This is a genomic window from Micromonospora sp. NPDC000089, from assembly GCF_042899365.1.
GTDB lineage: Bacteria > Actinomycetota > Actinomycetes > Mycobacteriales > Micromonosporaceae > Micromonospora.
Genome location: NZ_JBIAZT010000026.1, coordinates 16,121 through 34,864, shown reverse-complemented (window position 1 = coordinate 34,864; position 18,744 = coordinate 16,121). Strand labels below are relative to the sequence as shown.

The window sequence follows — 18,744 nt, the reverse complement described above, 5'->3', positions numbered from 1 at the left end:
TTTTTGACCTACGCGCTGGTGGACCGGCGGGGCACCCCGGCGCCCATCCCCACGGGGGGGGCCCCCCGGGACCCCCCCCTCGCAATCACCCCGTGGGGGGGGGGGGGGGGGGGGCCCGCCCCCGCCCCCCACCCCATCGACAATGCGGGATTTCAGCACGAGGTGCCTGCGGGACGTGGCGATCAAACGCCGCAGTTGGCGGCGGTTTCACCGAGCCGCGTGCAGGCACCGGTGAAGAAGCCCTTGACCCGACCGCCAATCGCGAAGACGGTGACGGCCACCACGGCGACGATGGCCGCAAGAATGAGCGCGTACTCGACGGCGGAGGCGCCGCGGTCCTGCTCCCGGCTCTCGTACCAGGTCTTGACGTCCTGCTCCCGAATCTCATACCAGGCCATCACACGGAAAACGAACTCGAGCATCGGTACAACTCCAGGTGTGAGTCGCGGCCCGGTCGGCCGCGGCGAAAAAAGATTGAGGTGGGGCAAGTACCGAGAGGAGTTTTCCCTGCTGTGACGAGCCCTGTCAATCCCGTCGGTGGGACCGCGCCCACCGACCGAACGGCGCCGCGTCCACACCGCGCCTCGCCCGTTCGGCCGATCGACCGACGCCCATCAGAGCTATCGCGCGGTCGCCAGGACGACCACGACGAGTGCCGCGAGGAGCATCGCCGGCCCGTACGGAACGGCCGTCCGCCGCCCCGCCCGCTTCGTGATCAACAGCACGATGAGCAGCGGCAGATTGGCCACCGGGGCGAGCGCCGCACCGGCCGCCACGGCGGCCCAGCCGAGCCAGCCGAGGTACAGCCCGAGCACCGCGCCGAGCTTCACGTCCCCGAAGCCGAGCTGCGACCGGGGAATCAGCGCGAGTGTCAGGTACCCGACCCCGCACGCCAGCACGGCCGCACCGGAGCGTAACGGGAGCGTGACATACTGCCCGGTAGCCACCGCGGCCACGCCCAGCAGCACCAACCCCCCGGCGAAGAGCGCGAGCACCAGCGGATCGGGCAACCGGAGCACCCGCAGGTCGATCAACGCCAGCGGCACGGCCAGCGCGGCCAGCCACCCGTACGCCGGCAGGGTCCACTCCGGACCGACGGCCGCCGCCACCCCGCCGCAGGTCAGCGCGGCGAGCGGCACGGTGAGCAGGCGGGAGAAGATCGGCGGGCGACCGCAGTTCGGGCAGCGCCCGCCCGCCCGCCACCAGTGCGGTCGGGGCGCCCCGCAGTGCCGGCAGGCGGTACGCCAGGCGGGCTTCGGCGCGCCGGCCGGCCACTCCACGGCGTACCGGTCGACCAGGCCGGGCAGCACCGCGCCCCAGGCGGCGCCGAGCAGGGCGGCGACTGCGGTGACGACGGCGTACGACACCCGCCGGATGCTAGCCGCCGGCCGGGCCCCCCGCCCGCCGCGCTCGGGCCGGCCCGGCCGGAGCGGTCACGTTCACCGCCACCAGCGCCCTCGACCGGTGTGCCGGTCAGCCCCGTACGACACCACCACGCACGGTCAACGGCCGCGCCGCGGCCAGCATGCTGCTCGACGTGCCCGGGTAGAGGTAGAACCGCCCCACCCCGTCGGCGACCACGTGTGCGCTGCCGTTGAGGTTGTGCACGTTGAAGGCGCTCCGCGGGCCGAGGCCGCCGAGCACGGCGTTGGAGACGATCTGCCCGGCCGCCGGATTGAGGTTGCTCACCCCGGGTCGGGGCTGGCCGGTGTCCGCCGGCCAGACCGTGAGCACGGTGTTCCTGGTCGGCGTCACCGCGGTGACGTTCATCGCGAGCGCCCTGGTGTCCGTGCCGAGCACCGGGTCCGGAGTGGTGATCCGGCGGGTCACGTTCGCGCCGAGGGCACCGCTGGTGCCGACGCCGCTGCGGCTGTCCACGATCCGGGTCGGGCTCAGCGGGGTGAACCGCAACCCGTTCAGCATCGACCCGTCACCGATGATGCCGACGACGTCCACCACCAGGTTCGTCTTCTGCGAGGTGTAGATGGTGTAGGTCGGCACGGCGTACGGCAGGCCGTTGCAGTCGACGCACCGGCCCGCGCGGACGTACGCCAGGTTGGGCACCACCTTGCCGGCCCCGTAGTTCACCGTCGAGGAGGTGGGCAGCGGCTCCACCCCGGACCAGGCGGTGAGGAACCCGGGCCGGGCCGGTTGGACTGCGGTGATGTTGAGGATCAGGCCCATCACGTGCGGGCTCTCCGGGCCGATGTCCACGTAACCGCTGATGCTCGACCCGGCGACCAGGGAGCTGTTCGGGCGGGTGTCGATGAGCCGGGTCGCCTCGACCGGGTGGTACTGGCCGCCCCACCCGAGGCTGCCGCGCACCGAGTCGCTGGCCGCGTAGAACCCGACCACATCGACGACCACGTGCGTGGTGCCGGACTTGTTGTAGATCGAGACCTTGCCCCCGGCGCCCAGCTTGACCGTGACGTTGTTGGAGCCGAGCCAGCCCTTGGCGAAGTTGATCGACGAGGCCGTGGGGGTCGCCTCCGGGTACGGGTAGACGGTGAGGAAGCTGTCCGCCGTCGGCCCGGTCACCGTGACGTTGAGGACGACGGAGCCGGCCCCGCTGGCCGGTACGCCGCCTCGGCCGGCGACCTGGAGGGTGACCGCCCCCTTCGGCAGCGGTCCCGCGGCGGCGAGGCCCAGCCCGGTGCGGGAGTCCATCAGCCGCTGCGGCACCAGCGGGTAGTACATGCCGACCGCCGTCTCGTACGCGGTGAAGGTCAGCGGCACGACCCGCTTGCCGAAGCTGCTGCTGTCGTCCAGCTCCAGGTTGGCGGTCCAGGTGCCCCAGTGCCGCGCCAGGGGCGAGACCTCCAGCTGGCAGCTGCGGCCGGGTTGGAGCCGTTGCCCGAGGCAGCTGCCGCCGTGCAGCTCGAGATAGGGCGCGCCGGTGCCGAGGATCTGGGCGGACCCGAAGGACACCTCCTCGGTGCCGCCGACCGTGAAGGTCACGGAACGGGTCGGCTCGGGCCCACCGACGGCGAGCCGACCGAAGTCCACCGGCGACGGGCTGGCGAGCACCGCCTGGTAGCCCAGATTCGAGTTCCAGCGCAGCTCACCGGTGACCGCGCCGGCGGCGGCGTAGCAGTGGTACTCGTACGCCGCGGCGAACGACACCACCAGGCCGTCCGGGTCGTGGACGACGTCCCGGACGAGGAGCGAGCCGTAGCTGTCGTAGCCGTTGCAGCCGGTGGAGTCCGACGACATGTCCAGCCCGGCGTGGCTGGCGTCGCGGGTGCCGGCCGCCTGGTACGTCCGGCCGGCGGCGAACCGTTGCCCGACCGGCGGGGTGGCCCAGAGGTTGACGACGGTGCCGTCGCCCGCCCGCACGCCCATGCTGACCCCGTCGGACCAGGCCTTGGGGTACACCGAGGCGTTACCGGCGTCGTAGACGGCGGACTTCTTGACCGGGTGGCCGGTCGCGTCACCGACGTCGACGGTGACCACCGTGAACGGTGCGGTGGGCTGGGCGGACGCCGGCACCGGCGCCAGCGTCGCCGCACACGCCCCGGCGACCAGCGCGCCGAGGAGACCGCGGATTCCACGCATGAACATCCCCGAATCTGAGCAGGAGGAGAGGAAGGCGGCGGCGACGCCCCGCCACCGGGGCGCCCGGCCGGAGCCGGACGCCCCCAGCGGTCCTAGCGGACGACGTACGCCGAGCTGCCGACGCCGGCCACCGACGTCCGGGACGACCGGGCGGCGAGCGTGCCGCCGCTCGCCGTGCCCGGGTTGAGGTAGAACGAGCCGACCACGTCGGCGACCAGCGGGGTGGTGCCGAACAGGTTGTGCACGTGGAACGCGTCGTTCGGGCCGATCACACCGAGCACCGCGTTGGAGACGATCTGCCCGGGGGCCGGGTTCAGGTTGCTGGCCTTCGGCTTGGCCACGTCCGGGTCGGCCGGCCACACGGTGATCACGGTGTTCTTCTGCGGCGCCACCGCGGTCACGTTCATGGCGAGCACCTGGGTGTCCGCGTCGACCAGCCTCGGGTCGGTCACGGTGACCGTGTCGGTCTCCCCGGCGCCGAGGGCGTCGCGCAGGCCCTGGCCGATCCGGCTGTCCACGATCCGGGTCGGGCTGGCCGGCCGGAAGCGCAGGCCGTCGCCGACGGTGCCGTCGTCGATCACGCCGACCAGGTCGACCACCACGTGCGAGGTCGCCGAGCTGAAGATGGTGTAGCGGGGCGCGCCGGTCGCACCGCCGCAGCCGCCCGCCGCGCAGGGCACGGTCTGCACGTACGCCAGGTTCGGCACCACCTTGCCGGCGCCGTAGTTGACGGTGGAGGCGACGGGCTTGGCGCCCACGCCGGACCAGGCGGTGAGGAAGCCGGCCCGCTGCGGGCCGACCGCGGTGATGTTCAGCACCAGCGCCCGGACATGGCTGTTGAAGTCACCGAAGACCTCCGGACGGAAGTTGATCCACCCGTTCAGCGTGGCCCCGGCCGGCAGCGGGCCCTTGCCGGTGGTCCGGGTGTCGAAGAGGCGGAACGGCTCGAACCACTGGTACTGGCCGCCGTCACCCCGGCCGGGGATGGTCGCGGCGCCGGCGTAGAAGCCGACCACGTCGACGACGACGTCGGTGGTGCCGAACCGGTTGTAGACCGACACCCTCCCGGCCGCCCCCAGCTTGACGGTCACGTTGTTCGAGCCGAGCCAGCCCTTGGCGAAGTTGACCGACGAGGCGGTCGGCTTGGCCTCGCCGGCGGGATAGACGGTGAGGAAACTGTTGGCGGTCGGCCCGGTGACCGTCACGTTCAGCACCACGGCCGCGACCCCGTCGGCGGGTACGCCACCGCGGCCGGCCACCTGGAGGTCGACCTTCCGGTCGGCGCCGATCTTCGCCTTGGCCGCACCGAGGCCGGAGCGGGTGTCCATCAGCCGTGCCGGCGCGACGGGATAGTAGGTGCCCTCCACCCCGGCGGGCGCCGCGGCGGAGGCGTGACCGGCGGCGGCCGGGTGCGGCGCGGCGAGCGCGGCTCCCGGCAGTACGGCCAGTGCACAGGCCCCGGCGACGGAAACGCCGAGGAGAGTACGGATCAGGCGCAAGGAAACTCCCATGACGAGGAAGACGACGGTCGGTGGGACGGGAAGGCGCCCCGACCCAGGTGGGCCGGGGCGCCTTCACGCGGTGGTGCGGATTACCGGCGGTGCGGATTACCGGCGGTGCGAGGTGCCGGCCGCCTCGGGGCGGGCGGTGCCGGCCTTGGCGGACCGCGCGGTCGCGCCGTCGTAGTAGAACGTGCCGGTCACGTCGGCGACCAGGTGGGTGTTGCCGAACAGGTTGTGCACGTTGAACGTGTTGCTCGGCGCGATGACACCGAGCACGCCGTTGGAGACGACCTGCTTGGCGTACGGGTTGAGGCTGCTGGTGGTGGGCTTGGGCGAGCCACCCGGGTAAACGGTGACGACCGTGTTGACGGTCGGCGTGACGGCGGTGACGTTCATCGCCAGCGCCAGGGTGTCCGGGTTGCTGAGCAGGGCCGACGGCACGGTGACCGTGCGAGCCGTGTTGGGGCCGAGCGCGCCGGTGATGCCCTTGTTGATCCGGCTGTCGACGATCCGGGTCGGGCTGGTCGGGGCGAACCGCATGCCGAACGAGACGGAGCCGTCGGTGACGCCACCGGCCAGATCGACGACGATGTGCGACTTCTGCGAGCTGTAGATCGCGAACTTCGGGGCGCCCGGCCGGCACCAGCCGTCGCTGTCCAGGCACGGGGTGGTCTGCACGAAGGCGAGGTTCGGCACGTTCTTGCCGGAGAGGTAGTTGACCGTGGAGGCGGTCGGCTTGGCGCCGGCACCGGACCAGGCGGTCAGGAAGCCCGAGGCCTCGGGCGCCACCGCGGTCAGGTTGAGGAACAGGCCCTTGACCGAGCTGTTGTAGGCGTCGTCCGGAAGGTGGGTCACCGGGTCCTCGAACCCGATCGAGTACTCGATCGTCTCACCGGGAAGGGCCTTGCCGGCCGCGTCCTCACGGGTGTCGAAGTACCGCGCCGGGTCGTACCCCTCGTACAGGTTGCCGTTGCGATTGGTCGGGGAGTTGTCCTTGGCGTACCAGCCGACCACGTCGACCACGACGTCGGTGCTGCCGTTGCGGTTGTAGACGGAGACCTTGCCGCCGGCGCCGAGCTTGACGGTGACGTTGTTGGAGCCGAGCCAGCCCTTGGCGAAGTTCACCGAGGAGGCGTCCGGCCGGGTCTCGCCCGCCGGGTAGGCGGTGACGAAGCTGTCGGCGGTCGGGCCGGTGACGGTCACGTTCAGCACGACCGCGCCGACACCGGTGGTCGGGACGCCGCCCCGGCCGGTGACCTGCAGGTCGACCTTGGCCCCCGCGCCGATCTTGCCCTTCTTCGGCGCGCCGAGGCCGCTGCGGGTGTCCATCAGCCGGGCGGGCGCGACCGGGTAGTAGGCGCCGGTGACGTTGTCGAGGACCGCCTGGGCCTGCAGCGGCGCCAGGGCCGGAGCCGCGGTCGCCACGCCGGGAACCACGGACAGTGCACATACGCCGGCGAGGGTGGCGCCGAGCAGAGTGCCGATTTTGCGCATAGAAACCCCGTGTGAAGAGAGGAAATTGGGAACGCGCCTCAGCGTAGGGGGCCGGATCAATGCCGGCAAGGCCGATTCGCCGATGAATCCGACCTGGCGGGTCGCGGCCAATCCGGACTTAATGGTTGGTTAATTCGACGGGCAACTGCTGTCCACAGCGGCACGACGTTGTCCACAACTTGTCCACAGTCGAGGAGCCGCCCTTGACAATCCGACCGGGCGGGCGAGACTGCCCTGATGGCCGCCGCCGAGGACCGGACGCCGGCCCGACGGGCCGTGCCAGCCGCCGGGCGGGTCCGGATCGTGCTGGCCGAGGTGTCCCGCACGAGCACCCGCGCCGACCGCACCCGGGCGGAGCTCGCCCAGCAGACCGTGGTCGGCGAGGCGCTGGTCCGCGGGCTGGTCCGGGCCCAGTTGTCGCTGGCCCTGCGGTTCAGCCTGCTGGTGCTGATCGGGCTGGGCGGGCTGCCCGGGTTGTTCGCGATCGCGCCCGCCGTCGGCCGGCTCACCGTCGCCCGCGTCAACCTGCCGTGGCTGCTGCTCGGGGTGGCCTCGTTCCCGTTCCTGATCGCGGTGGGCTGGGCGTACGTGCGGCTGGCCGAGCGCAACGAGCAGGACTTCACCGACCTGGTCCAGCGGCCGGAGCGCTGAGGTGGGCAACGGGTTGGTGGTGCCGGCGATCGTCGCGGTCACCCTGGTCACCGTCGGCATCGGCTTCTACGGGCTGCGGCTGGCCCGCACCACCTCCGACTTCCTGGTCGCCTCCCGGGCGATCAGTCCAACCTGGAACGCCGCCGCGATCGGCGGGGAGTACCTGTCGGCGGCGAGCTTCCTGGGGGTGGCCGGGCTGATCCTGAAGTACGGCGTGGACGTGCTCTGGTACCCGGTCGGCTTCGCCGCCGGCTACCTGGCGCTGCTGCTGTTCGTGGCCGCACCGCTGCGCCGCTCCGGCGCGTTCACCCTGCCGGACTTCTGCGAGCTGCGGCTCGGGTCGCGCCGGCTGCGCGCCCTGGCCACCGCCTTCGTGATCTTCATCGGCTGGCTCTACCTGGTGCCGCAACTGCAGGGCGCCGGGCTCACCCTGGCCACCGTGGCCGGCTCGCCGTACCCGGTGGGCGCCCTGCTGGTCGCCGCCGTGGTGACCACGAACGTGGCGCTCGGCGGGATGCGGGCCATCACCTTCGTCCAGGCCTTCCAGTACTGGCTGAAGCTGACCGCGTTGGCCGTACCGGCGATCTTCCTGGCCCTGCAGTGGCAGGCCGACGCCCGCCCGGCGGTCACCCCGCCGGACGGGCCGGCGTTCCGGACCGCGACCACCGTCGTGGTCGAGCACCGCGCGGCCCTCACCTTCGGAGACGGCAACACCCGAGAGGTACGCCCCGGCGACCGCGTCGAGTTCGCCGCCGGTCAGCCGGTGCCGGAGGTCTCCGGGGTGGCCACCGGGGCCGCCGACTGGCTGCTGCCCAGCGCGGCCGGCGACGACGACCGGGGGCTGTTCGCCACCTACTCGCTGATCCTGGCCACCTTCCTGGGCACCATGGGCCTGCCGCACGTGCTGGTGCGCTTCTACACCAACCCCGACGGCGCGGCCGCCCGGCGCACCACGCTGGTGGTGCTCGCCCTGGTCGGCGTCTTCTACCTGCTGCCCACGATCTACGGCGTGCTGGGCCGGATCTACACGCCGCAGCTGCTGGTCAGCGGGCAGACCGACGCGGTGGTCGTGCTGCTGCCCGGGGCCGCCCTCGGCGATGGGACGACCGGGCGGCTGCTCGCCGCGCTGGTCGCCGCCGGCGCGTTCGCCGCCTTCCTGTCCACCTCCTCCGGCCTGCTGACCAGCGTCGCCGGGGTGATCTCCACCGACGTGCTCGGGCACGGCTCGGTACGCGGGTTCCGGGTGGCCACCGTGATCGCCGGCGCGGTGCCCGCGGCGCTGGCGTTGAACATCTCGGGCCTGGACGTCTCCCAGGTGGTCGGGCTGGCCTTCGCGGTCGCCGCGTCGAGCTTCTGCCCGCTGCTGGTGCTCGGCATCTGGTGGCGCGGCCTGACCGATCTGGGCGCCGCCGCCGGGGTGCTGGTCGGTGGCGGCGCGGCGATCGTCGCGGTGCTGGTCACCGTGCTCGGCCCGCCGCTGTCCGGCTGGCCGGCCACGCTCATCGCGCAGCCGGCCGCCTGGACGGTGCCGCTGGCCTTCACCGTGATGGTGGCGGTCTCGCTGGCCACCCGACGCCGCACGCCGGCCGACGTCGGGGCGACCATGCTGCGCCTGCACGCCCCGGAGGCGCTACGGCTGTGACCGCGAATGTCCGGTTGCCCGGTCGGTGTCCGTCCGCGGGACGACGGTTGATCAGTCCGTGGTGGGACGCCGTGCTGGCGGCGGCCGGATACGGTCGGACGCATGACTGGTGAGCACCCGGCGCTCGTGTTGCGCGGCCTGGCCAAGCGGTTCGACGGCAAGGTCGCGGTCGCGGGTGTCGACCTGGACGTCCCGGCCGGCTCGTTCTACGGCCTGCTCGGCCCGAACGGCGCCGGCAAGACCACCACCCTGTCGATGGCGGTGGGGCTGCTGCGGCCCGACCACGGCCAGGCCTGGGTGCTCGGGCACGACGTCTGGGGCGACCCGGTCGCGGCGAAGAGCCTGCTCGGCGTCATGCCGGACGGGGTGCGCCTGTTCGACCGGCTCAGCGGCGCGGAGCTGCTGGCGTACCACGGGTTGCTGCGCGGGATGGACCCGGCGGTGGTCGACCAGCGGGCGGCGGAGCTGCTCGACGTGCTGGCGCTCGGCGACGCCGGCCGCACCCTGGTGGTCGACTACTCGGCCGGCATGAAGAAGAAGATCGGGCTGGCCTGCGCGCTGCTGCACGGCCCCCGGCTGCTGGTGCTCGACGAGCCGTTCGAGGCGGTCGACCCGGTGTCGGCGGCGCTGATCCGCGACATCCTTCAGCGGTACGTGGCCGGCGGCGGAACGGTGGTCTTCTCCAGCCACGTGATGGAGGTCGTCGAGCGGCTCTGCTCGCACGTGGCGATCCTCGCCGACGGGGTGATCAAACGGGTCGGCACCCTCGCTGAGGTGCGCGGCCAACGCTCGCTGGAGGACGTCTTCGTCGAGGTGGTCGGCGGGCGTACGGCGACCGGTGAGGAGCTGGCGTGGCTGTCCCGGTGACCGCGCCCGCCGTACCGGTGGCGGCCCGGAAGGTCTCCCCCCGGCACTTCGTCCGGCTGAAGCTGCGGGTGCTGGGCAACAACTTCCGCGGCCAGGGCCGCCGGATCGTGCTGTTCCTGGTCGGCATGCTGGTCGGGCTCTGGTTCGCCGCCGGGGGCTTCCTGCTGCTGGCCGCGCCGGGCCTGGCGGGTGAGGCCCGGTACGCGCTGCTGACCGCCGCGTTCGGCGGTGGGCTGCTGGTGCTCGGCTGGCTGCTGCTGCCGCTGGTCTTCTTCGGGGTGGACGAGACCCTCGATCCGGCCCGCTTCGCGCTGCTGCCGCTGCCCCGCCGCACCCTGGTCACCGGGCTGTTCGCCGCCGCGCTGGTCAGCGTCCCGGTGGTGGCCGTGCTGATCGCGGCCGCCGGGCTGGTGGTCAGCGCCGGTGCGCTCGGTGGCGTGGTGGCCGCGCTGGTCGCCGCGCTCGGCGTCGTCGCCGGCCTGCTGCTCTGCGTCGCCGCCAGCCGCGCGATGACCAGCGCGTTCGCCACCATGCTGCGGTCCCGCCGGGTACGCGACCTGGCGGCCGTGCTGCTCGCCGTGGTGGCCGCGTCGTTCGGGCCGCTGCAGCTCGCGGTGACCGCCGCGGCGCGGAACGCGGACTGGGACCGGCTGACCGGGGTGGCCCGGGTGGTCGGCTGGACGCCGCTCGGCGCCCCGTGGACCGTCGGCGTGGACGTGGCCGAGGGGCGGGCCTGGGCCGTACCGGTGAAGTTGTTGATCACCGCGGCGGCGATCGGCCTGCTGCTGTGGTGGTGGTCGCGGTCGCTGGAGTCGGCCATGGTCGGCGCGGCGAGCGCGGCGCCGGGCAAGGAGCGGGCCGCGCCGACCGGCGGCGCGGTCGCCCAGCTCTTCCCCCGCGCGGCCGGCTGGGCGCGGCGCAACCGGTTCGGTGCGCTGGTCGCCCGGGAGTGCCGCTACTGGTGGCGGGACGCCCGCCGGCGGGCCAACCTGATCACCATCGCGGTGGTCGGCATCTTCGTGCCGGTGATGGTCAACCTGGGTGGCTCCGGCTTCGAGTTCAGCAGCTCGGACGGCTTCTCGACCGCCGGCGGGGAGCCGTCGATCGTGGTGCTCAGCGTGTCGATGCTCTTCGTCGGGGTGCTCGCCTCGGTGACCCTGGCCAACCAGTTCGGCTTCGACGGCACCGCGTACGCGGCGAACGTGGTGGCCGGGGTGCCCGGGCGGCTGGAGCTGCGCGCCCGGATGACGGCCTTCTCGATGTACGTGGTGCCGCTACTCGCGCTGGTCTCCGTGGTCATCGCGGTGGTGCTGGGCCGGCCCGGCTGGTTCGGGGTGGCCGCCGGGGCGCTGCTCGCCACGTACGGGGCCGGGCTGGCGATCAACTCGTTCATCTCGGTGCTCGGCGCGTACTCGCTGCCGGAGACGAGCAACCCGTTCGCGATGAACACCGGCGCCGGGGTGGCGAAGGGGATGCTGACCCTGCTGTCCATGGTGGGCTCGGCGGTCGCCGCGGTGCCGATGGTGGTGGCTGCGGCGCTGCTCGGCGGGGCGTGGCTGTGGCTGGCCCTGCCGGTCGGCCTGGCGTACGGCGCGGGAGCGGCCCTGCTCGGCTCCTACCTGGCCGGCGACGTCCTGGACCGCCGTCAACCCGAGCTGCTGACCGCCGTCACCCCCCGCCGCTGATGCCGGTCGTCGAGGCGGTCGTCACGGTCCCGCTCCCGCCGGAGCTGGCCTTCGCCGTGTCCCAGACCGTCGCCCCGGTGCGCTACCGCTGGGATCCGTTCATCCGCGAGCAGCACTTCGTCGACGGCGCGACCCGGCCGGGTCGGGGCGTGCGCACGTTCACCCGGTCCCGGCACGGCCTGGTGATGGTCAGCGAGTACGTCTCGTTCACGCCGCCGACGAACGTGGGCATGAAGATGGTGCGCGGGCCGTGGTTCTTCGAGCGGTTCGGCGGCGGCTGGCGCTTCACGCCCGGCCCGGAGCCGGACACCACGGTCGCCACCTGGCGGTACAACTTCCGGTGCCGACCGGCGTTCGCGCGGCCGGTGGTCGAATGGATCGGCGTCCGACTGCTCGGGCGGGACATCCGCCGCCGGATCGCCGGGTACGCGGCCGGCTGCGCCGACCAGGAGGTGCTGGCCGCCGCCCGCCGCTCGCTCGCCACCTGACCGGGCCGATCGGGACGGTCGCGTGGTCAGGCGGTGCGGCGCATCGCGGCGTACAGGTTGTGGCCCTCGCCGACGCTGGTCACGTTGACCAGTTCCCAGCCGTAGTTCGACAGGTGCTCGACCGCCTCCATGAGCGGCCGGAAGCCGCTCCGGCCCCAGGAGTGCCGGGCGGTGATCATCAGGTGCCGGTGCGGGTAGGCGCGCAGGTCGACCTGGCCACCGAGCACGGCGTCGGCGCTGAGGACGCGCTCCTGGGCGAGCTTCTGCGGGGGTACGAGAGCCATAGCCCGCAGGGTAGGCCGATCAGTCCGGCCGTGCCCGTCGCGGACCAGAGCCACTGCCCTCAGGGCAATGTCTCTCCGGCCGCCCGCACCGGCCGGAAGGAGTGGCCGACGAAGGCCCGCCAGGCGGTCGGGGCGAAGGTGAGGGTGGGCCCGGAGCGGTCCTTGCTGTCCCGGACCAGCACCACGCCGGGCAGATTGTCCGCCACCTCCACGCAGTTGCCGCCGGAGTCGGTCGAGCGGCTGGAGGTACGCCAACGAGGCTGAGCATTGATCATGGCGTCACCCTCAGCTTCCGGACCAGATCCAGCGAGGCAGTTGTGGACAGCGCTTCGCCGAGGAGGCTATCCCACTTGCGATCGATCAAGCCGATCATCTCTGGATCGTCCATGACGTGTCCTCGCGCGGCGTTCTCCAGATAGAGCGCGCGCTCTCCATTGGCCAACTCGGCCAGCACGAAGCCGCCACCGAGGCCGACGTGCTCACCGACACTCAGCGGAATGACGTGTAGCCGGAGGAAGGGCAGATCGGCTGCCTCCAGCAGCCGGGTCAGCTGAGCATCGAGCACAGCCGGGCCGCCGACGGGACGGCGGAGTGCGGTCTCGTCCAACAGGAAGACGCAGTGTGGCGGCTCGTCCCGTTGCAGAGACAGCTGCCGCTCCATCCTGACCGCAACCAATTCGTCGACCACCGCCGGCGGATGCAGACCTCCTGCCGAGATGACTGCCCGCGCGTAAGCCTCGGTCTGCAAGAGCCCCGGCACGAGGCATGCCTCGAAGGCACGCAGGCGGGTGGCCTGCTGCTCATAGCCTCGCCAGGGGACGAACCAGGACGGTCCTCGTTCCTGGTCCGCGGCCTTGAGGAGCTGAGCCAGGAGACCGCCGGTGTTGAGGGCTTCGTCGGCGGCCAACGCGAACTCCATGGTCGGTCGACGCCGCCCGGTCTCGATGGCGGCGACGGTGGACGGACTCCACTTGATCAGGGTGGCCAGGCTCTCCTGGGACACCTCGGCACCGGCCCGGGCGGCCTTCAACGCCCGCACCCACATCTCGACGTTCATCCTTACCTCTCCGGTAAGTACGTGACTCCGCTACGTAGTAAGCCCTGGCATCCTCCCCTGTCCGCGCTCCGCCGTCCAGGGTGGAGGACGCGCGGCCCGGCCGGTGGAGGCGACGTCCCGGCGACCGGGTCCGGCGTACGGGTCGCCCCGGCGGGTTCTGTCGCCGGGGCGACCCCAGGAGCCGAGGAGGACAGCCATGATCGAGTTCATCCGCCGTAGGAATGCGGCGCTGTGGTCGTACCGGAGGAGGAAGGTGGCGGGGCCGGCGGCCGGGACGGGCGTGGCCGGGCCGGCGCCGGTCGCGACGCCGCCGAACGTGCCGCCGGCGTGGGCGACCGGGCCGACGGTGGCGGTGCCGCGACCGGGCCGCGCCGGCTGGCTCACCCCCGCGCAGACCTGGCGCGCGAACGGTGGCCGCTGGTGACGGCGACCGCCGACCAGCCGGCGACGCGGGTGACGCGGGTGACGCCGGGGCGCTCGACGCGGTGGTGGTCAGCACGGCAAGCGCCGGCACAGGCGGCGCGGGCGACGGCGGCGCGGCTGGCGACCGAGGCGCGCGCCGTGGGGTCGGCGCGGTGAGTCGGCCGCACCTGCCGATGCGGCCGTTGTGGCGCTGCCGGGCCTGCGGATGCCACTGGCCGTGCCAGCCGGCGCGGCTGGCGCTGCTGAGCGAGTACCGGCACGACCGGACGGCGCTGCTGGTCTACCTGGGTACGGCGATGACGGAGGCGGGTGACCAGCTCGCCCGGCTGCACGGGCGACCCGCCGACCTGCACGAGCGCTTCCTGGGCTGGGCGCGGGCGCGGGGCGGCACAATGTTTCACGTGAATCATGAGCCGGGAGCCGAGATCCACCACACCGACCCGTTCGCGGTGCCGGCCGGGCAGCGTTCGCCGGTCCGCCGGCTGCGCGGGCGCCTGGCCGCGCCGGTGACGCTCTGGACCGCGCCCGGGCCGGCCGGGCTGACCGTGTCGTCCACACTGGTCGCCGAGGGCGAGCCGGACCGACTGTTGGGCCTGATCGACGCCGAGTCCGAGCTGTGGGCGGCGATCGAGGAGGCCGGCCGTTTCGCCGTGGCGCCGCTCGGGCCGCCGCACCGGCAGCTCGCCGACCGCTTCGCCGGCCTCTTCCCCTCGCCCGGCGGGCTGTTCGCCACCGGCGAGTGGACCGACACGCCGTACGGCCCAGTGCCCGCCGACGCGGGCGGCTGGGCCGGCTGCCGGCTCGACACCGCCCGCGAGTACGGCTGGGCCCTGCTGGTCGAGGCCACCATCGAGACGGTCGACCTGGCCGACGAGACGGCCCCGCTACTGCACTACCGCGGCCGCTACCACGAGCTAGCCTGACGCCCACCCCTCCCGCCGCGCCTCCCGCCGCGCCCCGCCGCACCCCGCCGCACCCCGCCGCACCCCGCCGCACCTCCCGGCGCGTCGATCTAGGAGTTGTTGCTGTGATTGGAGATCAACTGACAGCAACAACTCCTAGATCGACGCGGAGAGGGGGCGCGGGGAGAGGGGGCGCGGGGACCGTTCGGCGGGGTGACCTGGGTCACTGGGCGCAGGGGGTGGACCGCTGGGCGCAGGCGTCCGACCGGCGCCGATCCGAGCCTTTCCCGGGCGGTTGCGCGGTCTCTACCGTGCGCGGAAATCCCCACGTCCTGGAAGGTGGTGATCCACAGATGTCCACGGAGACCCCCGCGTCCGCGCCGGCCGAATCGGCGGCGGAACGGTATCTCGCCGTGCAACGGTCGGACGAGTTCGTCGGGTTGCGTCGCGCGCTGCGCGGCTTCGTCTTCCCGATGACCGTCGCATTCTTTCTGTGGTACGCGCTCTACGTGATCCTGTCCGCGTACGCACGGGACTTCATGGGCACGAAGCTGTTCGGCAGCAACATCAATGTGGCGCTGATCTTCGGGCTGCTGCAATTCGTGTCGACATTCCTGATCGCCTGGCTCTACTCCCGGTACGCCGACCGCAAGCTGGACCCGATCGCCGACCGGATCCGCGCCGAGATCGGGGAGGTACGCCATGACGACGGTCCTCGCGGCTGAGGCGGGCAGCACCACCGCCCGGAACCTCACCATCACGCTCTTCCTGGTCTTCGTGGCGATCACCCTGGCGATCACCGTCTGGGCCAGCCGGCAGACCAAGACCGCCACCGACTACTACGCCGGCGGCCGGTCCTTCTCCGGCTTCCAGAACGGCATGGCGATCGGCGGCGACTACATGTCGGCCGCCTCCTTCCTGGGCATCGCCGGCATCATCGCGCTGTACGGCTACGACGGCTTCCTGTACTCCATCGGCTTCCTGGTCGCCTGGCTGGTGGCGTTGCTGCTGGTCGCCGAGCTGCTGCGCAACTCCGGCCGCTACACGATGGCCGACGTGCTGGCCTTCCGGATGCGCCAGCGGCCGGTCCGGACCGCCGCCGCGGTCTCCACCATCACCGTGTCGATCTTCTATCTGCTGGCCCAGATGGTCGGCGCGGGCGCGCTGGTGGCGCTGCTGCTCGGCATCAAGCCCGGCACCACCTTCCTGGGCATGGACGCGAGCACCGCCAAGGTGGCCACCATCATCATGGTCGGCGCCCTGATGATCATCTACGTCACGGTGGGCGGGATGAAGGGCACCACGTACGTCCAGATCGTCAAGGCGTTCCTGCTGATGACCGGCGCGGTCGTGATGACCGTGCTGGTGCTCGCGCACTACCGGTTCAACCTGTCCGCGCTGCTCGGCGACGCCGCCGCCGCGTCCGGCAAGGGCGACGCCTTCCTGGAACCCGGGCTGCGGTACGGCGTCGAGGTGGCCGGCAACTCCACCCAGACCTTCTACAACAAGATGGACCTGCTCTCGCTCGGCATCGCCCTGGTGCTCGGCACAGCCGGCCTGCCGCACATCCTGATCCGCTTCTACACCGTGCCGACCGCCCGGGCGGCCCGCAAGAGCGTGCTCTGGGCGATCGGCATCATCGGCGCGTTCTACCTGCTCACCCTGGCGCTGGGCTTCGGCGCCGCGGCGCTGGTCGGCGGGAAGGCGATCACCGCGCAGGACAAGGCCGGCAACACCGCCGCGCCGCAGCTCGCCGAGGTGCTGGGCAAGGACTTCTTCGGCGGCGACCTGGGCGGCGCCACGCTGCTGGCGATCATCGCGGCGGTCGCCTTCGCCACCATCCTGGCCGTGGTCGCCGGGCTGACCCTGGCGTCGTCGTCCAGCCTGGCGCACGACTTCTACGCCAACGTGGTCAGGAACGGCCAGGCCTCCGAACGCCAGGAGGTGCTGGTCGCCCGGATCTCCGCGCTGGTCATCGGCGCGATCTCCATCGCACTGTCGATCTTCGCGCAGAGCCTGAACGTGGCCTTCCTGGTGGCGCTCGCCTTCGCGGTGGCCGCCTCCGGCAACCTGCCGGCGATTCTCTACAGCCTGTTCTGGAAGCGGTTCAACACCTCCGGCGCGGTCTGGGCCATCTACGGCGGGCTGATCTCCGCGGTGTTCCTGGTGTTCTTCTCCCCGGTGGTCTCCGGGGCGGCCACCTCGATGTTCCCCAAGCACGACTGGCAGTGGTTCCCGCTGTCCAACCCGGGCATCCTGTCCATCCCGTTCGGCTTCCTCTGCGGCTGGATCGGCACGGTCATCTCCAAGGAGACCGACGACCGCAAGTACGCCGAGCTGGAGGTCCGCGCGCTCACCGGCGCGGGCGCCCACTGAGGTCCCACCCCGGGGGGGGGGGGGGGGCGGCCGCGCCCCGCGGGGGGCGGCCCCCCCCCCCCCCCGGAGCCCCCCGGGGGGGGGGCGCCGCCCCCCCCCCCGGCGGGGCCCCCCCCGGCGCCCCCCCCGGGGGGGGGCCCCCCCCCCGCGCGGGGGGGGCCCCCCCGCCGCACGTCTCGCGTGGCCTTCCGACGGGCCGCGGCCGGCGAGGAGCGCACCGGCCGATCGCGCAGCGGCCGGCGAGGGCAGCCGCCGGGTAGGGCAGCCGTCCGGCCGTCACGGACGACCGACGGTGGCCATCACCCTCCGTACGCGTGACGCCGAGGCGCAGCTACCCCTCGCCCTCCCTTTGCTCTGCTGCCACCGACGCGACAGTGACTCCGGGTGTTTACCGCTCCCTCGCGTTGGCGGGAACCGCAAGAAAAGAGGCCAGCTCAGGGCGGTGATGCGTATCAGGCAGCAGAGCAAAGGGGAAACACGAGCCCCCGACGCCCCGGTCGACCGGTAACGCTGCGTCACAGTCTCAGCACATCACTCCCCGTTAGCGGCCGGCCGCCGATCCGTCGCCGAACGGCGGCCGGCGCGCCCACCCCCCGACCCCGCGAGACGGTCCTCGGTGCAGCCCCCAGGCCTGTCGCGGGTGCCGCCACAGCCGGACGCCGCCACGACGGGCCGCCACGAGGCCGCGCGACAGCAGGCCGCCACGAGGCCGCGCCACGGCGGGCCGCCACGGGGCCGCGCCACGCCGGGCGGCGCCGCTGACGTGCCGGCCGAAGGGCGACCGACCGGCACGCTGAGTAGGCTGACCGGCATGAAGGTAGCCCAGCGGTTCGGCAGCGGTCACCGCGTCCTGGTCACCGGTGGCGCCGGCTTCGTGCCGTCCCATCTGGTCGACGCCCTGATCGAGCGGGGCTGCGCGGTGGTCGCGCTGGACAACTTCGTAACCGGCTCCAAGGACAACGTCGCCCACCTTGCGGAGCACCCGCGCTTCACCCTGGTCGAGGCGGACATCTCCGAGGGGCTGCCGACCCACCACCCGGCGCTCGCCGAGCGGTTCGACGCCATCCTGCACATGGCCTCCCCGGCCAGCCCGACCGACTTCGAGAAGCTGCCCGTGGAGATCCTCCGGGTCGGCTCGGTGGGCACCCTGCACCTGCTCGACCGCGCGGTCGCCGACGGCGCCCGGTTCCTGATGGCCTCCACCAGCGAGGCGTACGGGGACCCGAAGGAGCACCCGCAACGCGAGTCGTACTGGGGCAACGTGAACCCGGTCGGCATCCGGGCGGTGTACGACGAGGCGAAGCGCTTCTCCGAGGCGGCCACCATGGCGTACCACCGCAGCCGCGGGCTGGACGCGGCGATCGTCCGGATCTTCAACACGTACGGGCCGCGGATGCGCCCCGACGACGGGCGGGCCATCCCCACCTTCATCTCCCAGGCGCTGCGCGGCGAGCCGATCACCGTGCATGGCACCGGCGACCAGACCCGCTCGATCTGCTACGTCGACGACCTGGTGCGCGGCATCCTGCTGCTGCTCGACTCCCGCGAGACGGGGCCGATCAACTGCGGCACCGAGCACGAGATGAGCATGCGGCAGCTGGCCGAGACGATCGTGTCACTCTGCGGCAGCGGCTCCGAGGTGACGTACATCACCCGCAGCTCGGACGACCCGGAGATGCGTCGGCCGGATCTCACCCTCGCCCGTGAGCTGCTCGGATATGAGCCGGCCGTGGCGCCCGAAGAGGGCCTCCGACGCACCATCGACCACTTCCGCGAGCGGCTAGGGTAACGCCGCCGCGACGCGCCGGGCCGATTCGG

18 protein-coding genes are annotated in these 18,744 nt (G+C 72.6%); 10 read left to right on the top strand and 8 right to left on the bottom strand.

Going from position 1 to position 18,744, the window contains the following annotated elements:
• Nucleotides 1–182: 182 nt before the first annotated feature.
• The 5 genes from ACFY3U_RS27540 to ACFY3U_RS27520 form a co-directional block, all read right to left on the bottom strand.
• Nucleotides 183–422, bottom strand: a complete 240-nt coding sequence (locus ACFY3U_RS27540; RefSeq protein WP_387206880.1) for a hypothetical protein — start codon at nucleotides 420–422, stop codon at nucleotides 183–185.
• Between the two features lie 198 nt (nucleotides 423–620).
• Complete coding sequence (locus tag ACFY3U_RS27535) at nucleotides 621–1,376, bottom strand: prepilin peptidase (RefSeq protein WP_387206884.1); 756 nt, start codon at nucleotides 1,374–1,376, stop codon at nucleotides 621–623.
• A 97-nt stretch (nucleotides 1,377–1,473) separates the two neighbouring features.
• Nucleotides 1,474–3,561 (bottom strand): hypothetical protein, encoded by a 2,088-nt coding sequence (locus ACFY3U_RS27530; protein WP_387206879.1) that lies wholly within the window; start codon nucleotides 3,559–3,561, stop codon nucleotides 1,474–1,476.
• An 86-nt stretch (nucleotides 3,562–3,647) separates the two neighbouring features.
• Nucleotides 3,648–5,054 (bottom strand): hypothetical protein, encoded by a 1,407-nt coding sequence (locus ACFY3U_RS27525; protein WP_387206878.1) that lies wholly within the window; start codon nucleotides 5,052–5,054, stop codon nucleotides 3,648–3,650.
• A 108-nt stretch (nucleotides 5,055–5,162) separates the two neighbouring features.
• Nucleotides 5,163–6,482: a hypothetical protein gene (locus tag ACFY3U_RS27520; protein ID WP_387206877.1), complete on the bottom strand. Its 1,320-nt coding sequence runs from the start codon at nucleotides 6,480–6,482 to the stop codon at nucleotides 5,163–5,165.
• A 306-nt stretch (nucleotides 6,483–6,788) separates the two neighbouring features.
• Here ACFY3U_RS27520 and ACFY3U_RS27515 point away from each other — a divergent pair, with 306 nt between their 5' ends.
• The 5 genes from ACFY3U_RS27515 to ACFY3U_RS27495 all read left to right on the top strand — a co-directional run bounded on the left by ACFY3U_RS27515 (nucleotide 6,789) and on the right by ACFY3U_RS27495 (nucleotide 11,884).
• Nucleotides 6,789–7,202, top strand: coding sequence for a hypothetical protein (locus ACFY3U_RS27515; protein WP_387206876.1), 414 nt, complete (start codon nucleotides 6,789–6,791; stop codon nucleotides 7,200–7,202).
• Between the two features lies 1 nt (nucleotide 7,203).
• A complete protein-coding gene (locus ACFY3U_RS27510; protein WP_387206875.1) occupies nucleotides 7,204–8,844 on the top strand; it encodes a cation acetate symporter in 1,641 nt (546 codons plus the stop codon).
• 102 nt (nucleotides 8,845–8,946) lie between these two features.
• Nucleotides 8,947–9,711 carry an ABC transporter ATP-binding protein gene (locus ACFY3U_RS27505; protein ID WP_387206874.1) on the top strand — a complete coding sequence of 255 codons (765 nt, stop codon included), beginning with the start codon at nucleotides 8,947–8,949 and terminating at the stop codon, nucleotides 9,709–9,711.
• The gene (locus ACFY3U_RS27500) at nucleotides 9,696–11,396 is read left to right on the top strand and encodes an ABC transporter permease (RefSeq protein WP_387206873.1); all 1,701 of its coding nucleotides are present in this window, start codon (nucleotides 9,696–9,698) and stop codon (nucleotides 11,394–11,396) included. Before ACFY3U_RS27505 ends, ACFY3U_RS27500 begins: the two co-directional genes overlap by 16 nt.
• The gene (locus ACFY3U_RS27495; RefSeq protein WP_387206871.1) at nucleotides 11,396–11,884 is read left to right on the top strand and encodes an SRPBCC family protein; all 489 of its coding nucleotides are present in this window, start codon (nucleotides 11,396–11,398) and stop codon (nucleotides 11,882–11,884) included. The genes ACFY3U_RS27500 and ACFY3U_RS27495 overlap by 1 nt, the downstream gene beginning before the upstream one ends.
• Nucleotides 11,885–11,910: 26 nt before the next feature.
• On the opposite strand, the gene ACFY3U_RS27490 is transcribed toward ACFY3U_RS27495, so the two are convergent.
• The 3 genes from ACFY3U_RS27490 to ACFY3U_RS27480 are packed head-to-tail and all read right to left on the bottom strand — an operon-like array spanning nucleotide 11,911 to nucleotide 13,225.
• The gene (locus ACFY3U_RS27490) at nucleotides 11,911–12,168 is read right to left on the bottom strand and encodes a hypothetical protein (protein ID WP_387206870.1); all 258 of its coding nucleotides are present in this window, start codon (nucleotides 12,166–12,168) and stop codon (nucleotides 11,911–11,913) included.
• 59 nt (nucleotides 12,169–12,227) lie between these two features.
• Nucleotides 12,228–12,443 (bottom strand): DUF397 domain-containing protein, encoded by a 216-nt coding sequence (locus ACFY3U_RS27485; protein WP_387206869.1) that lies wholly within the window; start codon nucleotides 12,441–12,443, stop codon nucleotides 12,228–12,230.
• Nucleotides 12,440–13,225, bottom strand: coding sequence for a Scr1 family TA system antitoxin-like transcriptional regulator (locus ACFY3U_RS27480; RefSeq protein WP_387206868.1), 786 nt, complete (start codon nucleotides 13,223–13,225; stop codon nucleotides 12,440–12,442). The genes ACFY3U_RS27485 and ACFY3U_RS27480 overlap by 4 nt, the downstream gene beginning before the upstream one ends.
• Nucleotides 13,226–13,421: 196 nt before the next feature.
• Between ACFY3U_RS27480 and ACFY3U_RS27475 the strand changes: the two genes are divergently transcribed.
• From ACFY3U_RS27475 to ACFY3U_RS27455, 5 genes are all read left to right on the top strand, one after another.
• On the top strand, nucleotides 13,422–13,649 hold the full coding sequence (locus ACFY3U_RS27475) for a hypothetical protein (protein ID WP_387206866.1): 228 nt from the start codon (nucleotides 13,422–13,424) through the stop codon (nucleotides 13,647–13,649).
• 172 nt (nucleotides 13,650–13,821) lie between these two features.
• Nucleotides 13,822–14,571 (top strand): flavin reductase family protein, encoded by a 750-nt coding sequence (locus tag ACFY3U_RS27470; protein ID WP_387206882.1) that lies wholly within the window; start codon nucleotides 13,822–13,824, stop codon nucleotides 14,569–14,571.
• 332 nt (nucleotides 14,572–14,903) lie between these two features.
• Nucleotides 14,904–15,275, top strand: coding sequence for a DUF485 domain-containing protein (locus ACFY3U_RS27465; RefSeq protein WP_387206865.1), 372 nt, complete (start codon nucleotides 14,904–14,906; stop codon nucleotides 15,273–15,275).
• Nucleotides 15,253–16,926, top strand: a complete 1,674-nt coding sequence (locus tag ACFY3U_RS27460; RefSeq protein WP_387206863.1) for a cation acetate symporter — start codon at nucleotides 15,253–15,255, stop codon at nucleotides 16,924–16,926. Before ACFY3U_RS27465 ends, ACFY3U_RS27460 begins: the two co-directional genes overlap by 23 nt.
• An 811-nt stretch (nucleotides 16,927–17,737) precedes the next feature.
• On the top strand, nucleotides 17,738–18,715 hold the full coding sequence (locus ACFY3U_RS27455) for an NAD-dependent epimerase/dehydratase family protein (protein WP_387206862.1): 978 nt from the start codon (nucleotides 17,738–17,740) through the stop codon (nucleotides 18,713–18,715).
• Nucleotides 18,716–18,744 lie beyond the last annotated feature (29 nt).